This is a genomic window from Paenibacillus helianthi (assembly GCF_001909055.1).
In the GTDB taxonomy this organism is placed as follows: domain Bacteria; phylum Bacillota; class Bacilli; order Paenibacillales; family Paenibacillaceae; genus Paenibacillus_AQ; species Paenibacillus_AQ helianthi.
The window spans coordinates 137,049-155,774 of sequence record NZ_LVWI01000114.1 but is presented as its reverse complement, the minus strand read 5'-3'; the positions used below and the strand labels follow the sequence as shown (position 1 = coordinate 155,774).

Genomic DNA, 18,726 nt, shown 5'->3' with positions numbered 1-18,726 from the left:
GGGGTACGGGGGTACGAGGGTACGGAGGCCCCACGCCTAAACCACCCGACTTAGGCCGCAGCCTGCCTTCTTAACTCATTAGGCGTGGTTCCACCACCCACGGCTCCACGGAAAGAGCCTGACGCGTAGTTCAACGTCAGGCTCTTTTTTTGCCGAGTGTGCTGCCAAGCGCTTGTACAGACCCGTTCCCGGAGCCTCGCACAGCAGCAACAATAGATGATTTTCCAGCTCTTCCAGCTTTCCCAGCTTTCCCAGCTCTTCCAGCTTTACTGGACCTTCCAGCTTATCCAGCTTTTCTGGACCTTCCGGACTTTCCGGATTTCGCAGCTTTTTCGGATTTCATATCTCTTCCAGCTTTTCCGGATTTCATATCTCTTCTATCTTTCCCAGCCTTTCCAACCGTTCTATCTCAGCTCAGCCTATCTCAGCCCAGCTCATTACCAGGTCATTCCTATCCCTTCCGCCACTCACTTCTTGTTCATCTTGAAGCGCAGGAATAGCTCGTTGTAGTGAGCGAGCATCCGTTTGCCGAGGTTGTCGTAGACCTCCAGCTTGTCGGTGATTTCGGCGGGCGGGTAGAAGCGGGTATCCCCGGAGATATCCTCGGGAAGCAGCTTCAGCGCCGGAATGTTGGGAGTGGAGTAACCGACATACTCTGCGTTTTTGGCGGCCACATCGGGGCGGAGCATGAAGTTGATGAACTTATGTGCCCCTTCCACGTTGGCTGCCTTGCGCGGAATGACCATGTTATCGAACCATTTGTTCGAGCCTTCCTTTGGCACCACGTAATCCAGCTTGTCGTTCTGGTCCATGATTTCCGAAGCATCGCCGGACCATACGATCCCAACAGCCGCTTCTTCATTCGCCAGCAGCATCTTGATCTCATCGCCGACAATCGCCTTCACGTTAGGGGAGAGCCTGTCAAGCTTGGCCAGCGCCTCCTGCAGATGCTCCTCATTCTTGTCGTTGACCGAATAGTGCAGGCTGTTCAGCGCCATACCCATGACCTCGCGGGCACCATCCACAAGGAAGATATTATTCTTCAGCCTGCTGTCCCACAGGGAATCCCAGCTGCTGAAATCCATACCCTTGGTCATGTCCGGGTTGAAGATAATCCCGACCGTCCCCCAGAAATAGGGCACGGAATACACGTTCCCCGGATCGAACGACAGATTCATAAACCGCGAATCGATGTTGGCCAGATTCGGAATCTTGCTTTTATCCAGCGGCAGCAGCAGGTTCTCTTCCCGCATTTTGGCAATGGCGTAGTCGGACGGGACCACGACATCGAAGTTCGTACCGCCCTGCTCAACCTTGGTCAGCATAGCTTCATTGGAGTCAAACGTCTGGTAGATGACCGTGATTCCGGTCTCTTTCTCGAACTGCTTCAACAGCTCAGGCTCAATATAATCGCCCCAGTTGTAGATGGTCAGCGTATTTCCCCCGGAATATCCCTCAGCCGAGTTCAGCCGGGCCGCGAGGAACATCAGCCCGAAGGCCACAATAAGAATCGCCAGAAAAGCATTTACCAGTTGCTTCATCTAGGCACCCCCATTTCGGCGGCAGGCTCGGTGAGCGGGGCTGCCGGGCGGTTCTTGCGGCGGTTCAGGAAGTAATACCCGGTCACCAGCAGAATGGTGAACAGGAAGATCAGCGTCGACAGCGCATTGATCGACAGAGATACACCTTGCCGCGCGCGGGAGTAGATCTCCACCGACAGCGTGGAATATCCATTCCCGGTGACAAAGAATGTCACCGCAAAATCATCCAGTGAATACGTCAGGGCCATGAAAAACCCGCTGAAAATCCCCGGTTTGATAATCGGCAGCACGACCTTCGTCAGCACATCACGGCGGCTGGCCCCGAGATCCCGGGCCGCATCGGTCAGCGTTGGGCTCATCTCCTGCAGATGCGGCAGGATCATCAGCACAGCAATCGGCACACTGAATGCCACATGCGAGAGCAGGACTGACGTGAAGCCGAGCTTAACGCCAACAATGGTGAACAGGATGAGAAAGGAGGCCCCGATAATGACGTCGGGACTGACGATTAGCACATTGTTGAGCGAGAGCAGCGTATTTTTGGCCCGCCGGCTGCGGACACGCTGAATGGCCAGTGCGCCGATAATCGCGATCAGCGTGGCCATCGCCGAAGACAGCAGCGCAATGACCAGTGTGTTGATGACAATAATCATCAGCCGGGTATCCTGAAGGACCTCGCGGTAATACTCCAGCGTGAAGCCCTTGAATTCATGCATCGTGCCCCCGCTATTGAACGAGTAATACATCAGATACAGAATCGGTGCATAGAGCACGGCGAAGACCAGAACCAGATACAGGTTGGCAAATCCGTTTTTATTCCTCACTAGCGCACCCCTTTCCGTGAACCGCCCGTCAGCACCATGAACAGCGCCATAATGACGATCAGGAAGACGGCAACGGTAGAGCCCATGCCCCAGTCCTGTGTGACCAGAAAATGCTGCTCAATCGCGGTACCCAGGGTAATCACACGGTTGCCGGCGATAAGGCGCGTAATCATGAACAGCGATAAGGCCGGAATGAACACCGCCATGCAGCCGGAACGCACTCCCGAGATCGTCAGCGGGAAAATTACCCGCCGGAAGGTCGTCCACCCGGATGCGCCCAAATCGCGCGCGGCATCTACCAGCGACAAATTCAGCTCCTCCAGAGCGCTGAAGATCGGCAGGATCATGAACGGAATAAAGATATACACCGACACAAATACAAAGCTGAAACCCGTGAACAGAATCTGCTGTTCCCCGATCCCGAGCAGGTCGAAGAAATTATTAATCGGCCCAAAGGTGCCAAATATCCCGATGAACGCATACGTCTTCAGCAGCAGATTAATCCAAGTGGGGAGAATAATCAGCAGCAGCCACAGCTGCTTATGCTTGGTCCGTGTGAGCAGATAAGCTGCCGGATAAGCAACCAAAAGCGAGAACACCGTGATCAGGAATGCATACCAGAAGGAGTTAAGCATCATCCGCATATATACTGGTGTGAAGAAATTAATATAGTTATCCAGAGTGAGATGCCCGTCCAGGTCAAACAGGGAATAATAGAGGACCAGCAGCACCGGTGCGATGACAAACAGCGCGATCCACAAGTAATAAGGGATGAGAACATACGACCGGCCCTTACTGTTCATGGCTTTCCACCTCGCCGTACGCTTCCAGACGTTTGTCGAATTCTTCCTCCGTTTCACCGAAACGCATAACATGAATCGCTTCCGGGTCAAAATAAAGCCCGATTTCACTGCCGACCTCGGCCTTCCGGGTAGAATGGACCAGCCACTCATGGCCGGATTCATCATAGCAGCTGATCTCGTAATGTACGCCCCGGAACAGCTGGGAATCCACACGCACGCGCAGCTTGCCCTGCTCAAGCGTGGTAATTTCCAGGTCCTCAGGACGAATGACAATCTCTACCGCCTCATTCCGTTTGAGCCCCGCATCGACACATTCAAACCGGTGCCCGCCCCACTCCACGAGGTAGTCGTCAATCATCACACCCGGTACAATATTCGACTCTCCGATGAAATCGGCCACGAAGCGGTTGATCGGCTCATCATAAATATCATTGGGCGTGCCACTCTGTTCGATCCGTCCGCCGTTCATGACGAAGATCCAGTCCGACATCGCGAGCGCCTCTTCCTGGTCATGGGTCACGAAGATGAAGGTAATACCCAGCCGCTGCTGCATTTCCCGCAGAATATATTGCATCTCTGTACGAAGCTTCAGATCCAGCGCAGATAACGGCTCATCCAGCAGCAGCACCTGTGGCTCGTTGACGATGGCGCGGGCAATCGCTACACGCTGTCTTTGTCCGCCGGACATTTCATTAATGGCGCGCTGATCGTAGCCTACGAGGTTCACAAAGCGCAGCGCTTCCTGCACCTTTTGCGTGATCACATCCTTCTTAAGCTTTTTAATGCGCAGTCCGAAGGCCACATTCTCGAATACGTTCAGGTGCGGAAACAGGGCATAATCCTGAAAAACTGTATTGACCTGCCGTTCATTAGCGGGAATGTGGTTGATTAATTGGCCATTGAGAACAATCGAGCCTTCCGTGGGCTCGGCGAAGCCGGCGATCAACCGCAGAATAGTCGTCTTGCCACAGCCCGAAGGGCCCAGCAGGGTATAGAACTTGCCGCGTTCGATCTCGAAGCTGACGCCTTTTAGTACCGGCTCTTCATCGTCGTATTGTTTAACCACCTGGTCAAAAGAAATAATAGTGCCTTCCGGGGTAGCTATAGCTAACAACCTCCCTTACCTTATGTAATACAACCTATTTTACCCGCTTCTTGCGGGAGGAAATCGAAATGGCATGCTCAGCGCGAATAAGCGACAGTTCCCCCCTTCCTTCGACATACTTCCATAATATACAGCATAAAGGATAAGTCCTATATATGCGATAGCATACATTGGTGAAAATCAGCACCGGAAACTTAACAAGTTCGTAAAAATTAAGGCTCTTCCGGCCCGTTTTGCGGTGCTATAATGAAAACGGCTGAAAGTTATTTCATTTTTTCTCTTAATAACCTGAAAGAAGATGACCCTCATGAACGAAGGATTACAGGACCGCCTGGAGAAATTCGGACTGTCTTTATATATGATACGCGTTACACTGGCTGCTTCACTCTCCTGGCTGACGGTGCACACCTTGTATGGAGACAGCTACTTATATTTCGCTCCACTGGCGGCAATTCTGATCACTCAGGGAAGCGTCAAGGCTTCCTTTGAAAAGGGTGTATACCGGATGACCGGCGTTGTGCTTGGCGGAATTGTGAGCTTGATCGTGGGACGATTCTTCGATGTCGGAGCGCTCTCCATTCTGCTGATGCTGCTGGTTGGTATCGGAGTCGCTACTGCCTGCCGGATTAATATCCAAGCCATCTCCCAGGTCGGTGTAACCTCTGTTCTGGCCCTTACCTTCTATCATGACCATTATATCGAGTGGCGGGTCGCCGAAACGCTTATCGGAGTCATTATTGCGCTAATCATCAATATGATTATCGTTCCGCCTAAGGGGTTCGTCAAGGTGAAAGGCTTGGCACTCGAAGGCAGTCTGCTGCTGGCTGATGCCCTAAGCGGCCTTGCGGGTGGCGGACGGGGAGCGCCTCCGGTTTCGGATACGCTGGCACGTTCCGCTTCGCTGCTGGCCAAGAGCGAGCAACAGCAAAAGGAACTACATTATACCCTAACGCATTACCAGTGCCGCAGCGAGCTTCGCGGACTCTCCCAGGCCACTGCACATCTCAAGCAAATACAATGCTATGTCAAGGAGATCAGCTCAGAAATTGCGCTGCTGCCAACACATCATGCTGCGGCTGACTGGATGGCAGAGATCGTAACTGCCACCGCAGACTGTATCGCGCTCTATGGTACCAAAACACTCTCAGATGCCGAAAGTCAGCATTCGCTTCCCGAGTCACTGCGCCGGGCCCGTGATCTTCAGCTAGCCTGGTTCTCGGAGCTGCAGGGACAATGCTCACTGACTTCCATCCGCGATCTCGGCGCGGTCTTCTCCCACCTGAACCGGGTGCTGGAGGAAATCGAACAGGCCGACTACGTAGTGATATCAGCCGCACCGCAGAACAGCAAGACTGAGGCAGCCCGCGCTATACACTTCATACAAAAAGGACTCTCCCACAAGCTTTAGGCTTGGGAGCGTCCTTTTTTTCTGGAGTATCGGCCATAATCCCCCGCTAAATCCCCTTTTAGTTTAGAATTCAATAAACAGAAAAAAATCCTTAATTACATTTAATTTACAATAAATCAACAATTAGTTACATTTATCATTATTTATAGTCTAAATCAATTATTCCAGTTGAAAATTCGCTACTTAAGTACTAGAATTAATGTTGTTTGCTGAAGTTTTTATTGGACAGAGTGCCAGTATTGACCATTTTTTTGTCGATTGTAGTCGATTTAAATGGGCCTTGTACTGAGTATATATCATTGATCTATTCCTAAAGGCAAACTGTCTGAAAGGACAGGACGCAAAGCCATGGGCCTAAGAGTACAGTTATTGCTGTTTTATGGTCGCCAGGTTGCCAATAGAGACGCCATTTGGTCGGATATCCCAAGATATCGCATCACGGCTCCATGATGTTCTTTCTGTACAGATACCATTGATTATACGAAAAGTGAGGTTACGAGAATGCCGCAGCATATTATCGAACGTTCACGGTACGAGTTCATTGCTTCCATGCTTCTTGGAAAGCACGATCTCATGGATCTTTATTCTGTGGATGCTCAGACGTTTGGCGGAACAGACAGAGCGAAGAACGGCGTTATCATTATCCAGAACAACCAAATTTTCATCACCCCTCCTCTGCCTGGCGGCATGCCGGCTGTAATTTCAGCTGTCCATCCCGTAATTCTTAAGATCAATGGACAAACCCTCACAGAGCCAACTCCAATCACGTCTGCAGATGATCTCACCTGGGAGATTTGCGAGAAGCCACAATACCAGATTACCGTATCCGATGATAAGCTCAAAGTGTACTTTACGCTTTACCGTGCCGAAAGATATGCCTGGAACCTGGTCAACAGTCCGGCTTCAGCCAATGTCACTGTACGTGCAGAAATGAACCGTGATTCCTTGTTGTCCGTTCTGTCGATAGCGCAGATTATGTCTGGCCTTGAGAAAAGCTCCATTGTCAGCTCGCTCAACATCCCCGCTCTCTATGAGGAGCTGAACAACCCGACCTATCTTCCTGTCTGCATAGCAGAAGGCAAGGCTCCCGTACCCGGGACCAATGCGAGGCTGGAGCTGCTGTTTCAGAAGAAAATAGAAAATGCATTTAAGGGGACATGCCTTTCTGAAGATGAATCCTGCCACGGTGAATTCCTTACTGTCCAGGAAGGCGAAGTGTTTGCACAGAAGCTGCCACCCCAAGAGGGCCTGCCTGGATTCACCGTGTACGGAGGTGTCCTTCCCCCGCCCCCGCCGCGGGACCTTACTCTATTGACCGGACATTATGCGTCACTGCTTCCGGGGGGACAGATCTCTGCCCGCTGTAAAGGCAGACCGCGTATTACCGGAAACGGAACCTTTGTGAAAACGATTGATTTCCCCCAAACCTATGTGGTTCCGCAGAATGATGCCGTGGAACCAGCCACCATCAGGTTCCCGGGAGATGTCATTGCAGCTCATCCTCTGAACAAGAACACGGTGATTGAAGCCTTGGGTAATGTATACATATACGGTGACGTTCACAATTCCAGAATTGCAGCAACAGGCAGTATATTTATCAGCGGCAAGGCCGTCGATAGTGAATTGTATGCCGGAGCGTTCGGCGCCGCACACCACCGTCTGTGCAGCTTTTCTGAGCTGCTGATCCAAGAGATCTCCAGTCTGAGAGAAGCAGCTAAGAACCTTGCCGAGACGGTCGAGTCCACGATGCAGACGGTAAAGTACGGCCTAGTCATTATGCTGCTGCTGGAGAGCAAATATGAGCATCTTCCCCTTCTGATTAGCGATATGCGGGAACTGTTGTCGGACTTGAGCGCTGACTACCCGCAGGATACCAAAATTGTGAGGCACATGATGGATATTTTTCTGAGACCCGGACATTTTACCGACCTCATTACGGATGCGGGAATAGGCTCTTTTCTGAGTCTGCTTAAAAACCTTATCGAGGGAATCTCCCTCATGCAGGAGGAGCAAGTCCGGATCGATATTTCGGGGGCACAGAACAGCATCATTAAATCCGGCGGAGATATCCATATTCATGGGGAAGGGATTGGCCGGAGCACGCTGTGTTCCTGCGGCGATATTTATTTTGCGAAGGATGGTTCCATGTGCTCCGACTCCGCTATGGAAGCAGAGGGAACGATCACAGCTCAGAATGTCAGCGGTGAGTCCCTTCCCGGATCGCTCCTTGTGGCAGGCCAGCAAATCACAGCTAGCGCCATTCATAATGCATCAGTAACCATAGACGGGTATTCCTTAGAGATTGCTAAACCCGGCGGGGGAATTACGTTTACAGCCAAGAGCCTGAAACAAAAATGTAGAGAATCCGGCGCTATTCCCATCGAATAACCACCAGAATCCTCTACATACAGCATGAATCGCCAAAAAAACAAAGAGACCCTGCAGAGCCGCGTGGCGGCATCCTGCTGGGTCTCTTTTCCGAGCGCTCAAGATTCGTACTGGGGTCTTTCTAGCTCAAACGTCCGGCCGATGGCCGCATAAGAAGCTCCGGCAAGACGGCTGACCGGCTTCAGCTTAGCAGCGTCAATGCGCCCGCCCTGAATCAGTTCATCCTCTATATAGAAACAGAGCACTTCACCGACCAGCATATCGCAGTGTCCCAGCTCCACATGCCGCACGAGACGGCATTCCATGGCGATCCTGCACTCCTCTATACGCGGAACCCGGATCATCTGCCCGGGTATTGGCGTAAGTCCGGCCAACTCCACCTCGCTGATGCCTTCAGGGGCATTGATCGAGGTGTGATTAATAGCGCCAACATTATCCTCGTCCACGATATGTACAACAAACTCTCCATTTCCCAAAATGTTGCTTGCGGTGTGCTTCATCTCTCCGGTTGCCTTGCGCACACAGGAGATCATAATCATTGGAGGTTCATCATTCACAATATTAAAAAAGCTAAATGGGGCGGCGTTCACTACGCCTTGTTCGTTCATCGAGGTGACAAAGGCAATGGGCCGGGGAATAATACTGCCGATCAGCAGCTTGTAGTTATCATGCGCCGTTTGTTCAGAAGCTTTGATATACATGGTACACCTCCAATTAATGAGTAGGACGTCTTAGGGTTCTTCGGCTTATTCTAACATTAACCAGAACAATGCTGCTCACAATAAGCAGCAGGCCAATCACCAGATTCAAGGTAATCTGCTCATGCAGCAGCACTACACTTGAACCGATAGAGATTAGCGGAATCAGGAAGGTGAACGAACCTACTCTGCCCGCCTCCCCATTCTTAATAAGATTGAAATATACCATCCAGCCCAGAGCAATCACAAATACGGAAATAAACAGGGTGTTCAAGATAAAAGCCGCATTCCAGGTGATATCCGCCCAGCTCTCGGTCACCGACCCTGCAGATAGCAGAATGATGCCGCCGATCATAATCTGCATGGCGGTCATCCAGAGCATATCTACACGCGCCGCATTGCGTTTGGTATAGACGGTGGCAAACGCCCAACTGAGCGCACTGGCTAAGGCGAGCACAATTCCCTGGACCGAGATGCTCCCGTTGAAGCCGCCGATGCTGAGCGAGGCCACGCCGAGGAAACCAAGCAGGAGACCGGCCAGCTTCAGGCCGTACATGCTCTCCCCCAGCCAGATCCAGGCGAAGATACCGAGCAGCACCGGCTGCAGGAAGACGATGGCCGAGAACAGGCCGGAGGGCACATACTGCAGGCCAATGGTCTGGAAGCCATAATAGAAGACGATACTTAGAAAAGCCGAAATCAGATATACAGGCCACAGCCGCTTAAAATCAAGCTTCTTCCACTTCGGAAGCGCAGCGAATATCAGAATTATACCGGCGATCACGGTTCGGATGCCGGCAAACAAAAGCGGCGGAGCGTAATGTAGAGCAATTTTGGAAAGAGGCCAATTGATGCCCCAGACAATAACCAGAAAGATAAGCAAAGCAATGGTTTTTCTCTGCTGATGCATGTATTCACCTCTTGTTCTATTTTCAACCTAATGATACATTAAAATTAGTTATAATTGAAATGAATTATACTCATAAGGGGCATACCAAATCTGATATGAACAATACTCAAATTCGTTTGTTTGTCAGCATCGCCGAAAGCGGCAGCTTCACCAAAGCCGGATTGGAAATGAATATGACCCAGCCGGCAGTCAGCCGGGCAATCTCTGCACTGGAGGCGGAGCTTGCGGTAAAGCTGCTGCTGCGGGACCGGCGCAACGGGCTGATGCTGACCGATATTGGCAAGCGCGTCCTTGTTGTTTTCCGCGAGATTCTGATCGGGTATGACAAAGTGGAACAGGAGATCGCCGCTGAGAAAGGGCTGGAGAAGGGGCTGATCCGGATCGGGGCATTTCCGGTTGCCTCGGCCCACCTGGTACCGAAGATTATTCGCGAAATCGCGGCAAGCTACCCCGAAATTGAGATCAGGCTGTTTGAAGGAACCGTAGCCGAGGTGAAGGAATGGCTGGAAGCCCGGATCATCGATGTGGGACTGATCATTCCGCCGGAAGGGGAGTTCGACTCCGTTCCGCTTTATCGGGAGAAGCTGTATGCTGTACTCCAGGATGACCATCCGCTCCGGCACAAGCATGTCATTTGCGTGAAGGATCTGGAAGATGAGCCGATGCTGATCTGCAGATCCGGGTATGAGCCTCCGGTAGTTGATTTATTCAAGAGAGGCGACAGTAACCTCAATGTAAAATATGAGGTCAGCAGCTATATGACTGCACTGAGTATGGTGAAGGAAGGGCTGGCTGTGGGCGTGATGTCCCAGCTCTCACTGCTCTCGCTTCCTCCGGGTGTGATTATCCGGGAGCTTGCTCCCGATGCCTACCGGGATATTCATCTCGCGGTCAACTCCCTTGCAGAAGTTTCGATTGCCGTCAGATTGTTCATGGATACCGCACTGCGGCTAACCTCGGAGTCCGGTACTGCTGTACCCCCGTCCATCCAGGGCGGACGAGTATAGCTGTTCAGATGGAATGAAAAAGGAGTGAGATGAAGTGAAAATTAACCGTTTGGGCCACAGCGGGTTGCAGGTCTCTGCGCTGGGCCTCGGAACCAACGCATTCGGAAAAAGAGCCGATGAGCAGACCTCCATTGACATTGTTCATGCCGCGCTCGATCTGGGAATTAACTTTATAGATACCGCGAATATTTATGCCGGGACAGAATCGGAGCGAATTATCGGACTGGCGCTTGAGGGGAGACGGGAGAAAGCGGTCCTGGCTACCAAGGCAGGGCTGCCGGTACATGGAGGACCCGGGGGCAGCGGCTCTTCCCGTCATCATCTGATGCAGGAGCTGGAGGGAAGCCTGCGCCGCCTGAAGACAGACTATGTGGATCTGTATCAGATACATACCTTCGATCCCTATACACCGCTGGAAGAAACCCTCCGTACCTTAGATGATATGGTATCCGCAGGCAAGATCCGCTATATCGGCGCTTCCAATTATGCCGCCTGGGAGCTCATGAAGGCACTGGGAATTAGCGAAGCCCGTAATCTGGTCAAGTATGTCTCCATTCAGACCAGCTATTCTCTTGCCGACCGCACCCCAGAGGGCGAGCTGCTTCCCCTCTGTCTGGATCAGGGAATCGGCATTATCCCTTACTTCCCGCTGGCCGGAGGCATACTCACCGGCAAATATGGCGGCAGCGGGCCTGCGCCTGCCGGCTCCAGAGCGCAGACCGATCCGAACTTTAGCCGCTTCCTGAACAAAGACCGGATCGCCCTTGGCGATGCGGTGGGAGGCATCGCCACTGAGCTGGAGACCTCCCCCACCGTGCTGTCGCTGGCCTGGCTGATGCACCAGCCAGCCGTCTCCACCGTCATTGTCGGCGCTACGAAACCCGCGCAGCTGCAAGAAAGCATCCAGAGCGCTGCGCTCGCTCTGGATGCCGGCAGCCTGCACCAGCTGGACGAAGCCAGCCGGGCCTTCCGGCACGGCGAGCCGTTCGCCTACTACCGGCTGCCGTAGACAGCACAGCCGCTGCCTTTGGTGAAGGGCAGCGGCTGATCGCTGTAACGTGAGCGCTTATGGCGAAGCCAATAGCTGCTTTATTACTTGGAGGCCGGGGAGGCCGGAGTATAAATCAGGCAGCGCAGTTTCTTCTCGGGATAACGAAGTTCTGCGGTGTAGGAGCTTCCGTCTTTCAGTTTAACCAAAACTGCTACAACCCCACGTTTGTCATATATGCTGTCTTTAATAATAGTAGTGCCGATAATCTCACGGGTGTCGCCCTGTTTGTCCGCAACAATGGTGCGCGCGGCTTGGAGCCAGCTGGAATCTACATTGAATAGACGGGTCACACTCTCTCTTGCTTTGACGAGGGGGTCAGCCTCACCGATGCCCTTATGACCGGGCTGCGGCTTCACATCGTTCAGGCTTAGCAGATAGCTCTAGCGATAATTCCAATCGATCAACTGCAGCATTTCCTCATCCGTCAAGGCACGCTGGGGACCCAATTCCCTCTATTTTACAAACCTGTAGCCGTTCCTCAACCCTTGGAGTATGGAGCCTATCCATCTTAAACGCCAATAGGCCGGACGCTATTCTCCCAGCGGGAGTAAGCGTCCGGCCTATTTAACTGTCTATGTTACACAGCAGCGATAAAATGCTCCATATCCTCTTTTACAGTTGTAATACCGCTAATCCCGAAGGTGTCTACCAGCACCTGGGCCACGTTCGGGGAGAGGAAGGCCGGCAGCGTCGGGCCGAGGTGAATATTCTTGACCCCCAGATGCAGCAGGGCCAGCAGGACAATAACTGCCTTTTGCTCGTACCAGGCAATATTGTAAGCAATCGGCAGATCATTAATGTCATCCAGTCCGAATACCTCTTTCAGCTTCAGCGCAATGACGACCAGAGAATAGGAGTCGTTGCATTGTCCGGCATCCAGCACGCGGGGAATCCCGCCGATCTCACCAAGCGCCAGCTTATTGTATTTATACTTCGCGCAACCCGCCGTCAGGATCACTGTATCCTCCGGCAGTTCGGCAGCGAAATCGGTATAGTAATTCCGGCTCTTCATCCGGCCGTCGCAGCCTGCCATCACGAAGAACTGCTTGATTGCGCCGCTCTGTACCGCTTCTACCACCTGATCGGCCACATTCATTACCGCAGCATGGGCGAAGCCGCCGACAATCTCTCCGGTCTCGATTTCAGTCGGTGCATCGCAGTTCTTGGCCTGTTCAATGACCGCAGAGAAATCTTTCTCTCCGTTCTCATCAGCCGCAATATGCTGCACTCCAGGGAAGCCGGTATGACCTGTGGTGTACAGACGGTTTATATAGCTCTCCTTAGGAGGTACAATACAGTTCGTAGTCATCAGAATCGGACCATTAAAGCTCGCAAATTCCTCGGTTTGCTTCCACCAGGCGTTCCCGTAATTGCCTACGAAATGGCTGTACTTTTTGAAGGCAGGATAATAGTGGGCCGGCAGCATCTCACTGTGTGTATACACATCCACTCCGGTCCCTTCCGTCTGCTTCAGGAGCGCCTCCATATCCTTCAGGTCATGCCCGCTGATCAGAATTCCCGGACGGGCTCCCACGCCGATATTCACCTTGGTGATCTCCGGGTTGCCATAAGTCGTTGTATTCGCCCGGTCCAGCAGCGCCATCACATCCACACCCAGCTTCCCGCATTCCAGAACAAGTGCCGTCAACTCATCACCACTTAGTGTGTCATCCAGTGCCGCAGCCAACCCTTTTTCCATAAAAGCCTGTGCACCGGGTTCGTAATAACCCAGCACCGCCGCATGCTCCATATAGGCCGCCATCCCTTTCAGCCCATAGGTCAGCAGCTCGCGCAGGGAACGGATATCCTCATGCTCTGTGGCTAGAACACCTACCTCTTGTGCTTTCAGCATCAGCTCTTCGTCCGTACCGGCAACCCAGAGGGCTGCGTCATGACCGGTAAGGGCAACCTCTGCCCCTGCCAGCTTCAGTCTGTCTCTCCACTGGTCACGAAGCCTCACGCCTTCCCTGATGCTTGCGGTAAAATGCTCCGGGGTGAAGTTTGCATTGGTGATGGTAGCAAACATGCTCCCGGTCATAAATTTCTCCGTAGCCGGATCGGTGATCCCGAGTTCGCGGCCCCGCTGTGCAAAGATCGCAATGCCTTTTAGCGTATACAGCAGCAGATCCTGGAGATTAGCCACCTCGCTGGTTTTGCCGCAGACGCCCTGGATCGTACAGCCTGACCCCTTTGCTGCCTCCTGACATTGAAAACAGAACATTTCGCTCATTCACATTCACTCCTTATGGGTTATTGGAACCTTGCGAGGACCTCTTCATCCCGCCTTTACAGTTACCAGTAATTGTAGTAGACTTTCGTCGAACAATCGGTAACGGATGTTACCGGATACTTAAAATTCAGGAGGAAATCTATGAAACCGCACCCTGCTGTGCTGCAGGCCTGTCTGCTGTTTCGGGGACGGTCTGTAGAAGAGATTGAAGCGCTGCTGCAAAAGATGATCTACACCGTCAGCGAGTATCCGAAGAAAGCCGTAATCCTGGCTGAGGGTGATACGGCTGACCGTCTGGGCATCGTGCTCTCCGGGCGGGTGGAGGTGCAAAAGAACCATCCTACCGGCAGCGGTGTCACCATCGCCCATCTGAATCAAGGTCAGACCATTGGCGAAGCCGTACTGTTCCGCAGGAACAACAGCGTTCCCGCCACGGCAACCGCCGCTGACCCCTGTACCATTATGTTCATCGGCAAGCAGGAGCTCCTGCGCATGTTCACGGCAGATACAGACATGCTGACCCGGTTCATTGAGAACCTGTCCGAGCGTCTGGTGCTGGTCAACCGGAAAATCGAGATACTCTCCGCAGGCCCATTGCGGCGCCGGATTGTCGATTTCCTGCTGGAACAGGCCGAACTGCAGTCTTCCGATCAGATCCGCCTTCCTTTCAGCAGGAAAGAATGGGCAGAGCATTTAAATACAGCAAGGCCTTCACTTTCCCGTGAAATGGGGATTCTGCGTGATCAGGGCTGGATTCAGTTCAAGGGCAGGGAGATTGCCCTGCTGGATATGCTTCAAATGAAGGATTACATTCACAGCGTAGAAGCTGCTCCCGGGGACAACCGCTGAAATACAGAGGATATGAAACGAGCTAAAGAACTTACGTATGGGTAAAAAGTGACGCAGGGAAAGTTTAGATACTTGCAGAATGCTATAGGATCAGTTTAGATAGGATATATGGTTTAGGATGCTGGAAACAGCACCACAAAAAAATAGAACAAGCCTAGAATGGAGAGGAGCTATTATGGAGCGAAAACAAGTGTTTACAGGCTCGCCTTGGGAGTCCACTGTAGGGTACTGCAGGGCCATCCGGGTTGGGACCCGGATTGAAGTGGCAGGAACAACAGCGATGAAGGACGGGGAAGTTGTCGGTAAAGGGGATCCCTATGGGCAGACCCGGTATATCCTGGAGATTATTGAGAAGGCGCTTGGCGAATTGGGCGCAGGCCTCGCAAATGTTGTAAGAACCAGAATGTTTGTTACGGATATCTCCAAATGGGAGGAATTCGGAAAAGCTCATGGGGAGTTTTTCAAGGATATTCAGCCTGTTGCGACAATGGTTGAGGTACAAGCGCTGATCGACCCCGATCTGCTGATTGAAATTGAAGTAGAAGCTATTGCACCCTGAAAAAAGGTACAAATGATTACCCTCTCTACAGTGGCTGCCATCGGCGCTCCAACAACGGCGTTTCTGCCGTTGTTTCAGAGCGGATTGGCCATTTGCGCTTCGGACATTGACTCTCAAATTCTCCTCAGGTTCAGCCGGCAGTTCTGGCGGCAACCCAGGCGACGACCTCTTTTTCCGGGATCGGTCTGCTGATAAAGTAGCCCTGGATCTTATCACAGTTTGTACGCTCCAGGAAAGCCAGCTGGTCCTGTGTCTCTACGCCTTCGGCGGTTACGTTCAGTCCCATATCATGTCCGATAGTGACAATGGAGCTGGCCAGCGACATATTGTTCGGTGCATCAATACTGTCGATAAAAGACTTATCGATCTTCAGTGTGGTAATCGGCAGCTGCTTCAGATAGCTCAGCGAGGAGTAACCTGTCCCGAAGTCGTCCAGCGCAATACCAATCCCCTTCTGCTTCAGAGATTCCAGCTTGGAGCTGATCGCTTCGAAGGATTCCATAAAGATCGACTCCGTAATCTCCAGCTCCAGATACTCCGGTGCAAGCCCAGTTTCCCTAAGTATAGTCAGTACCATTTCCGTGAAGTCATCCAGCATCAGCTGGATCACTGAGATATTGACCGAGATGCGATAACCTTCGTAACCCTGTGCGTGCAGCTCCTTCGTGAAGCGGCAGGCATTCCGGAGGACCCATTCGCCAATCGGAACAATCAGCCGGCAATCCTCGGCGATCGTGATAAATGACAGCGGAGACACAAAGCCAAGCACAGGACTATTCCAGCGGAGTAATGCCTCAAAGCCCCAGATGTCTCCTGAGCCGATATCCACCAGCGGCTGATAGTGCAGCGACAACTCATTGTTCGCAATCGCATTTCTTAAGTGATGCTCCACAATCATCCGTTCATCAAAATGCCGCTGCATCTCCTCACCATACATGACATAAGTGCCCTTGCCTTCCTCCTTCGCCTTATACATCGCGATATCGGCATTCTTCAACAGCTCACCAGCACGGGTCCCATTCTCCGGATACCTGGCAATTCCGATACTGACCGAGATATGCACACTGCTGTCATTAAGCTCAAAAGGCTCACCGAAGCCCTGAACCAGCGACTCCGCACAGAAAACCACCTCAGAATATCCGTCAATATCCTTGATCAGAATCACAAACTCATCCCCGCCAAAACGGAAATGCAAACACCGCCCGTCTGATAATTCCAGCAGCCGTTCACCCGCCTTCACCAGCAGCTGATCACCCAAGGTGTGGCCCATGGTGTCATTAATGTATTTAAAGTTATCGATATCGAGAAAAAAGAGTGCGGCTTGCCCGTCCGGATGCTCTTCGATAAAATTCTCCAGCTCTTCAGACAGTGACAGACGGTTTGGCAGACCGCTCAGGATATCGTTATAGGCCAAATACCGGTATTTCTCTTCACTGGTCTGCAGCAGCTCCTGATTCTCCACGACCTTGTTATACTGCTCCAGAAGCTCATCCTGCAGTGCCGTAAGCTCCTCATAAGTGGACTCCAGCTCCTGATAGCTCATTTGGAGCTTACTCTCATAGCCCTTACGGTCCGTAACATCCATCATCGATCCTGCAAAACGGACATACCCTCCGGCTGCATTCCGCAGCACTTTACCCCGGGCCTGAAACCATTTATACTCCCCTGACTTAGAGCGCATCCGGTATTCCGCATAATAATAGGAAGAGCGTCCCTCCAGATGCTGTGACCGCGCTTTTTCCTGCTGCTCTGCATCCTCAGGATGGACAATGTCCCTCCATCCCCCATGGCTCTCATTAATCTCATCACGTTCATAGCCCAGCAGCTCATACCAGCTGTCCGAGAAATAATAGATCATTGTGGACATATCCACGTCCCAGATCACCGCATCCGAACCATAGGCAGCGAGACTAAAGCGCTCATTGCTTTTCTCCAGGTTGCTTCTCATCCGCTTCACCAGCTGGACGTAGAACAACAAGATAAAGATGAAGGTCACCAGCACGGCAAAAGCAGCGATAATGCTCAGAACCAGCGTCTTATAGGTTTCATAGAAGGAAAAAGGTTTGTTGATAATCTCGCTGCCCTTCGGCAGCTTATTCACGGAAATGTCAAAATGCCGAAGCTCGTTATAGTCGAAAACATTCCGTTTGGTGCCATCTGTAACAATGGGCAGTTCATCGGCATGTTCCCCCTGAAGAATACGCAGCGCCAGGCTGGCTGAAGTCTGGCCCTGGATTTTGCCGCTAATCAGGCTTCCGCCAAAAGCTCCATGGTTCAGGCCGAAATCATATAAATGGTATACCGGTACGCTGCTGCTGTCCGCCAGCTCACTGGCGAATCTATCAAACTCGATAATTCTGCCGGTGGAATCGCTATAATATGTAGTCATCAGCACAATACTGTCTGAAGAAAGGGAAGAGACGTTTTGTTTGATTTGTTCAATGGAGAAACGGTTCATAGGAATGATCTCGAGACCCCGATGGAGCGAGGTAATCTGATCCATAACCATTTGGCCCGTAGAGAGTCCGCTTTCAGAGTTGTCAAATACAACATACACCTTGCGGATCAGGGGGTTAATATGCAGTGCCATTTGTATCGTTTGGGAAGAGTTGATCTGTTCGATCACACCGGTCAGATTGTGCTTGTCCCGGATGCTGGCCACACCCCGTTCATTGACCCCACTGAATATAATCGGCGCATCATGCAGGAGCTCCTGCCGGTATTTCAAGGCGAAGCTAAGCGCGGCGTCATCTGTGGTAATGATGGCATCGATAGGGCTATTCTGGTATTTGAACTTCAATCTATTGTACAATTGCTGGAGATTTTCCTGGCTTGGGTAGCGTTTCCAGTCCATATACTCCGTATAGATCAAAGGCACATTGCCTGTACCTTTCAGAGTCTCTTCGATACCCGTGCTTTGTTCATCCGTCCACTCGAAACCCTTCTGATAGGAATGAAGTACCAGCACATTCTTCGGAAGAGCCTCCTCGGCGCTGGCGGTGAATGTCGGATACAGAAATGCCCACAGCATGACACACAGAATCAGAGGCACAAGCCAGCTCTGCAAACCTTTGAGATGAAATCTCCCTACGCCCATTAGTATACCCCCATGCATCTATCCCAAAGTCTTCCTCATACTCCAAAGGCAGGTCCCCACACCCTTTAGAGCCGCATCACAAAACGAGGAGTTTCGACAATATACTAATTCGTTGACCAGCTTCAGCTTCCCTCTTTATATATCGTTTTCATTTAATTATACGGGGAACGTTTATTTTTTCAAACCGGGGTTTTCTAGACAGCTTAAGGCATAGGGGATAGAATAAATTAGCAGTAACCCCTTAGACAGGAGACCT

Annotated in this window: 15 protein-coding genes and 1 riboswitch; of the genes, 6 read left to right on the top strand and 9 right to left on the bottom strand. The window is 51.8% G+C overall.

Annotated elements, in window-relative coordinates; genetic code table 11:
* Nucleotides 1–467 precede the first annotated feature (467 nt).
* From A3844_RS31580 to A3844_RS31565, 4 genes are read right to left on the bottom strand one after another with little or no spacing between them, the layout of a single operon-like run.
* Nucleotides 468–1,541, bottom strand: coding sequence for an ABC transporter substrate-binding protein (locus tag A3844_RS31580; protein WP_074109577.1), 1,074 nt, complete (start codon nt 1,539–1,541; stop codon nt 468–470).
* Nucleotides 1,538–2,365: an ABC transporter permease gene (locus tag A3844_RS31575; protein ID WP_074088453.1), complete on the bottom strand. Its 828-nt coding sequence runs from the start codon at nt 2,363–2,365 to the stop codon at nt 1,538–1,540. The genes A3844_RS31580 and A3844_RS31575 overlap by 4 nt, the downstream gene beginning before the upstream one ends.
* Entirely contained in the window at nt 2,365–3,168 is an 804-nt protein-coding gene (locus tag A3844_RS31570; protein WP_074088452.1) for an ABC transporter permease, read from the bottom strand. Before A3844_RS31570 ends, A3844_RS31575 begins: the two co-directional genes overlap by 1 nt.
* Nucleotides 3,158–4,282 carry an ABC transporter ATP-binding protein gene (locus tag A3844_RS31565; protein WP_074088451.1) on the bottom strand — a complete coding sequence of 375 codons (1,125 nt, stop codon included), beginning with the start codon at nt 4,280–4,282 and terminating at the stop codon, nt 3,158–3,160. Before A3844_RS31565 ends, A3844_RS31570 begins: the two co-directional genes overlap by 11 nt.
* A 298-nt stretch (nt 4,283–4,580) precedes the next feature.
* Between A3844_RS31565 and A3844_RS31560 the strand changes: the two genes are divergently transcribed.
* Both A3844_RS31560 and A3844_RS31555 read left to right on the top strand, forming a co-directional pair.
* Nucleotides 4,581–5,681, top strand: coding sequence for an FUSC family protein (locus A3844_RS31560; protein WP_074088450.1), 1,101 nt, complete (start codon nt 4,581–4,583; stop codon nt 5,679–5,681).
* A 305-nt stretch (nt 5,682–5,986) separates the two neighbouring features.
* Nucleotides 5,987–6,080, top strand: a riboswitch (cyclic di-GMP riboswitch).
* Between the two features lie 102 nt (nt 6,081–6,182).
* Nucleotides 6,183–8,069, top strand: coding sequence for a flagellar assembly protein A (locus A3844_RS31555; RefSeq protein ID WP_074088449.1), 1,887 nt, complete (start codon nt 6,183–6,185; stop codon nt 8,067–8,069).
* A gap of 98 nt (nt 8,070–8,167) precedes the next feature.
* Here the strand turns inward: A3844_RS31555 and A3844_RS31550 are convergent, their stop codons facing one another.
* Both A3844_RS31550 and A3844_RS31545 read right to left on the bottom strand, forming a co-directional pair.
* Nucleotides 8,168–8,770, bottom strand: coding sequence for a flavin reductase family protein (locus A3844_RS31550; RefSeq protein WP_074088448.1), 603 nt, complete (start codon nt 8,768–8,770; stop codon nt 8,168–8,170).
* A gap of 13 nt (nt 8,771–8,783) precedes the next feature.
* Nucleotides 8,784–9,677 (bottom strand): DMT family transporter, encoded by an 894-nt coding sequence (locus tag A3844_RS31545; protein ID WP_074109576.1) that lies wholly within the window; start codon nt 9,675–9,677, stop codon nt 8,784–8,786.
* Between the two features lie 95 nt (nt 9,678–9,772).
* Here A3844_RS31545 and A3844_RS31540 point away from each other — a divergent pair, with 95 nt between their 5' ends.
* Both A3844_RS31540 and A3844_RS31535 read left to right on the top strand, forming a co-directional pair.
* On the top strand, nt 9,773–10,684 hold the full coding sequence (locus tag A3844_RS31540) for a LysR family transcriptional regulator (RefSeq protein ID WP_083607142.1): 912 nt from the start codon (nt 9,773–9,775) through the stop codon (nt 10,682–10,684).
* Between the two features lie 34 nt (nt 10,685–10,718).
* Entirely contained in the window at nt 10,719–11,693 is a 975-nt protein-coding gene (locus A3844_RS31535) for an aldo/keto reductase (protein WP_074109574.1), read from the top strand.
* 83 nt (nt 11,694–11,776) lie between these two features.
* On the opposite strand, the gene A3844_RS31530 is transcribed toward A3844_RS31535, so the two are convergent.
* Nucleotides 11,777–12,091, bottom strand: coding sequence for a hypothetical protein (locus A3844_RS31530; protein WP_143192226.1), 315 nt, complete (start codon nt 12,089–12,091; stop codon nt 11,777–11,779).
* A 221-nt stretch (nt 12,092–12,312) separates the two neighbouring features.
* Entirely contained in the window at nt 12,313–13,965 is a 1,653-nt protein-coding gene (gene hcp / locus A3844_RS31525; protein ID WP_083607140.1) for a hydroxylamine reductase, read from the bottom strand.
* Between the two features lie 141 nt (nt 13,966–14,106).
* Here hcp and A3844_RS31520 point away from each other — a divergent pair, with 141 nt between their 5' ends.
* Together A3844_RS31520 and A3844_RS31515 are read left to right on the top strand one after the other, a co-directional pair.
* On the top strand, nt 14,107–14,814 hold the full coding sequence (locus tag A3844_RS31520; RefSeq protein WP_074088444.1) for a Crp/Fnr family transcriptional regulator: 708 nt from the start codon (nt 14,107–14,109) through the stop codon (nt 14,812–14,814).
* A 175-nt stretch (nt 14,815–14,989) separates the two neighbouring features.
* Nucleotides 14,990–15,373 (top strand): RidA family protein, encoded by a 384-nt coding sequence (locus A3844_RS31515; protein ID WP_074088443.1) that lies wholly within the window; start codon nt 14,990–14,992, stop codon nt 15,371–15,373.
* A 130-nt stretch (nt 15,374–15,503) separates the two neighbouring features.
* On the opposite strand, the gene A3844_RS31510 is transcribed toward A3844_RS31515, so the two are convergent.
* On the bottom strand, nt 15,504–18,470 hold the full coding sequence (locus A3844_RS31510) for an ABC transporter substrate binding protein (RefSeq protein ID WP_074109572.1): 2,967 nt from the start codon (nt 18,468–18,470) through the stop codon (nt 15,504–15,506).
* Nucleotides 18,471–18,726 lie beyond the last annotated feature (256 nt).

What these genes read in the sequence shown, in the direction of transcription:
- A3844_RS31550 (WP_074088448.1), bottom strand. Translation starts at nt 8,770, where the DNA reads ATGTATATCAAAGCTTCTGAACAAACGGCGCATGATAACTACAAGCTG.
- A3844_RS31545 (WP_074109576.1), bottom strand. Translation starts at nt 9,677, where the DNA reads ATGCATCAGCAGAGAAAAACCATTGCTTTGCTTATCTTTCTGGTTATT.
- A3844_RS31580 (WP_074109577.1), bottom strand. Translation starts at nt 1,541, where the DNA reads ATGAAGCAACTGGTAAATGCTTTTCTGGCGATTCTTATTGTGGCCTTC.
- A3844_RS31510 (WP_074109572.1), bottom strand. Translation starts at nt 18,470, where the DNA reads ATGGGCGTAGGGAGATTTCATCTCAAAGGTTTGCAGAGCTGGCTTGTG.
- A3844_RS31540 (WP_083607142.1), top strand. Translation starts at nt 9,773, where the DNA reads ATGAACAATACTCAAATTCGTTTGTTTGTCAGCATCGCCGAAAGCGGC.
- A3844_RS31520 (WP_074088444.1), top strand. Translation starts at nt 14,107, where the DNA reads ATGAAACCGCACCCTGCTGTGCTGCAGGCCTGTCTGCTGTTTCGGGGA.
- hcp (WP_083607140.1), bottom strand. Translation starts at nt 13,965, where the DNA reads ATGAGCGAAATGTTCTGTTTTCAATGTCAGGAGGCAGCAAAGGGGTCA.
- A3844_RS31560 (WP_074088450.1), top strand. Translation starts at nt 4,581, where the DNA reads ATGAACGAAGGATTACAGGACCGCCTGGAGAAATTCGGACTGTCTTTA.
- A3844_RS31555 (WP_074088449.1), top strand. Translation starts at nt 6,183, where the DNA reads ATGCCGCAGCATATTATCGAACGTTCACGGTACGAGTTCATTGCTTCC.
- A3844_RS31570 (WP_074088452.1), bottom strand. Translation starts at nt 3,168, where the DNA reads ATGAACAGTAAGGGCCGGTCGTATGTTCTCATCCCTTATTACTTGTGG.
- A3844_RS31515 (WP_074088443.1), top strand. Translation starts at nt 14,990, where the DNA reads ATGGAGCGAAAACAAGTGTTTACAGGCTCGCCTTGGGAGTCCACTGTA.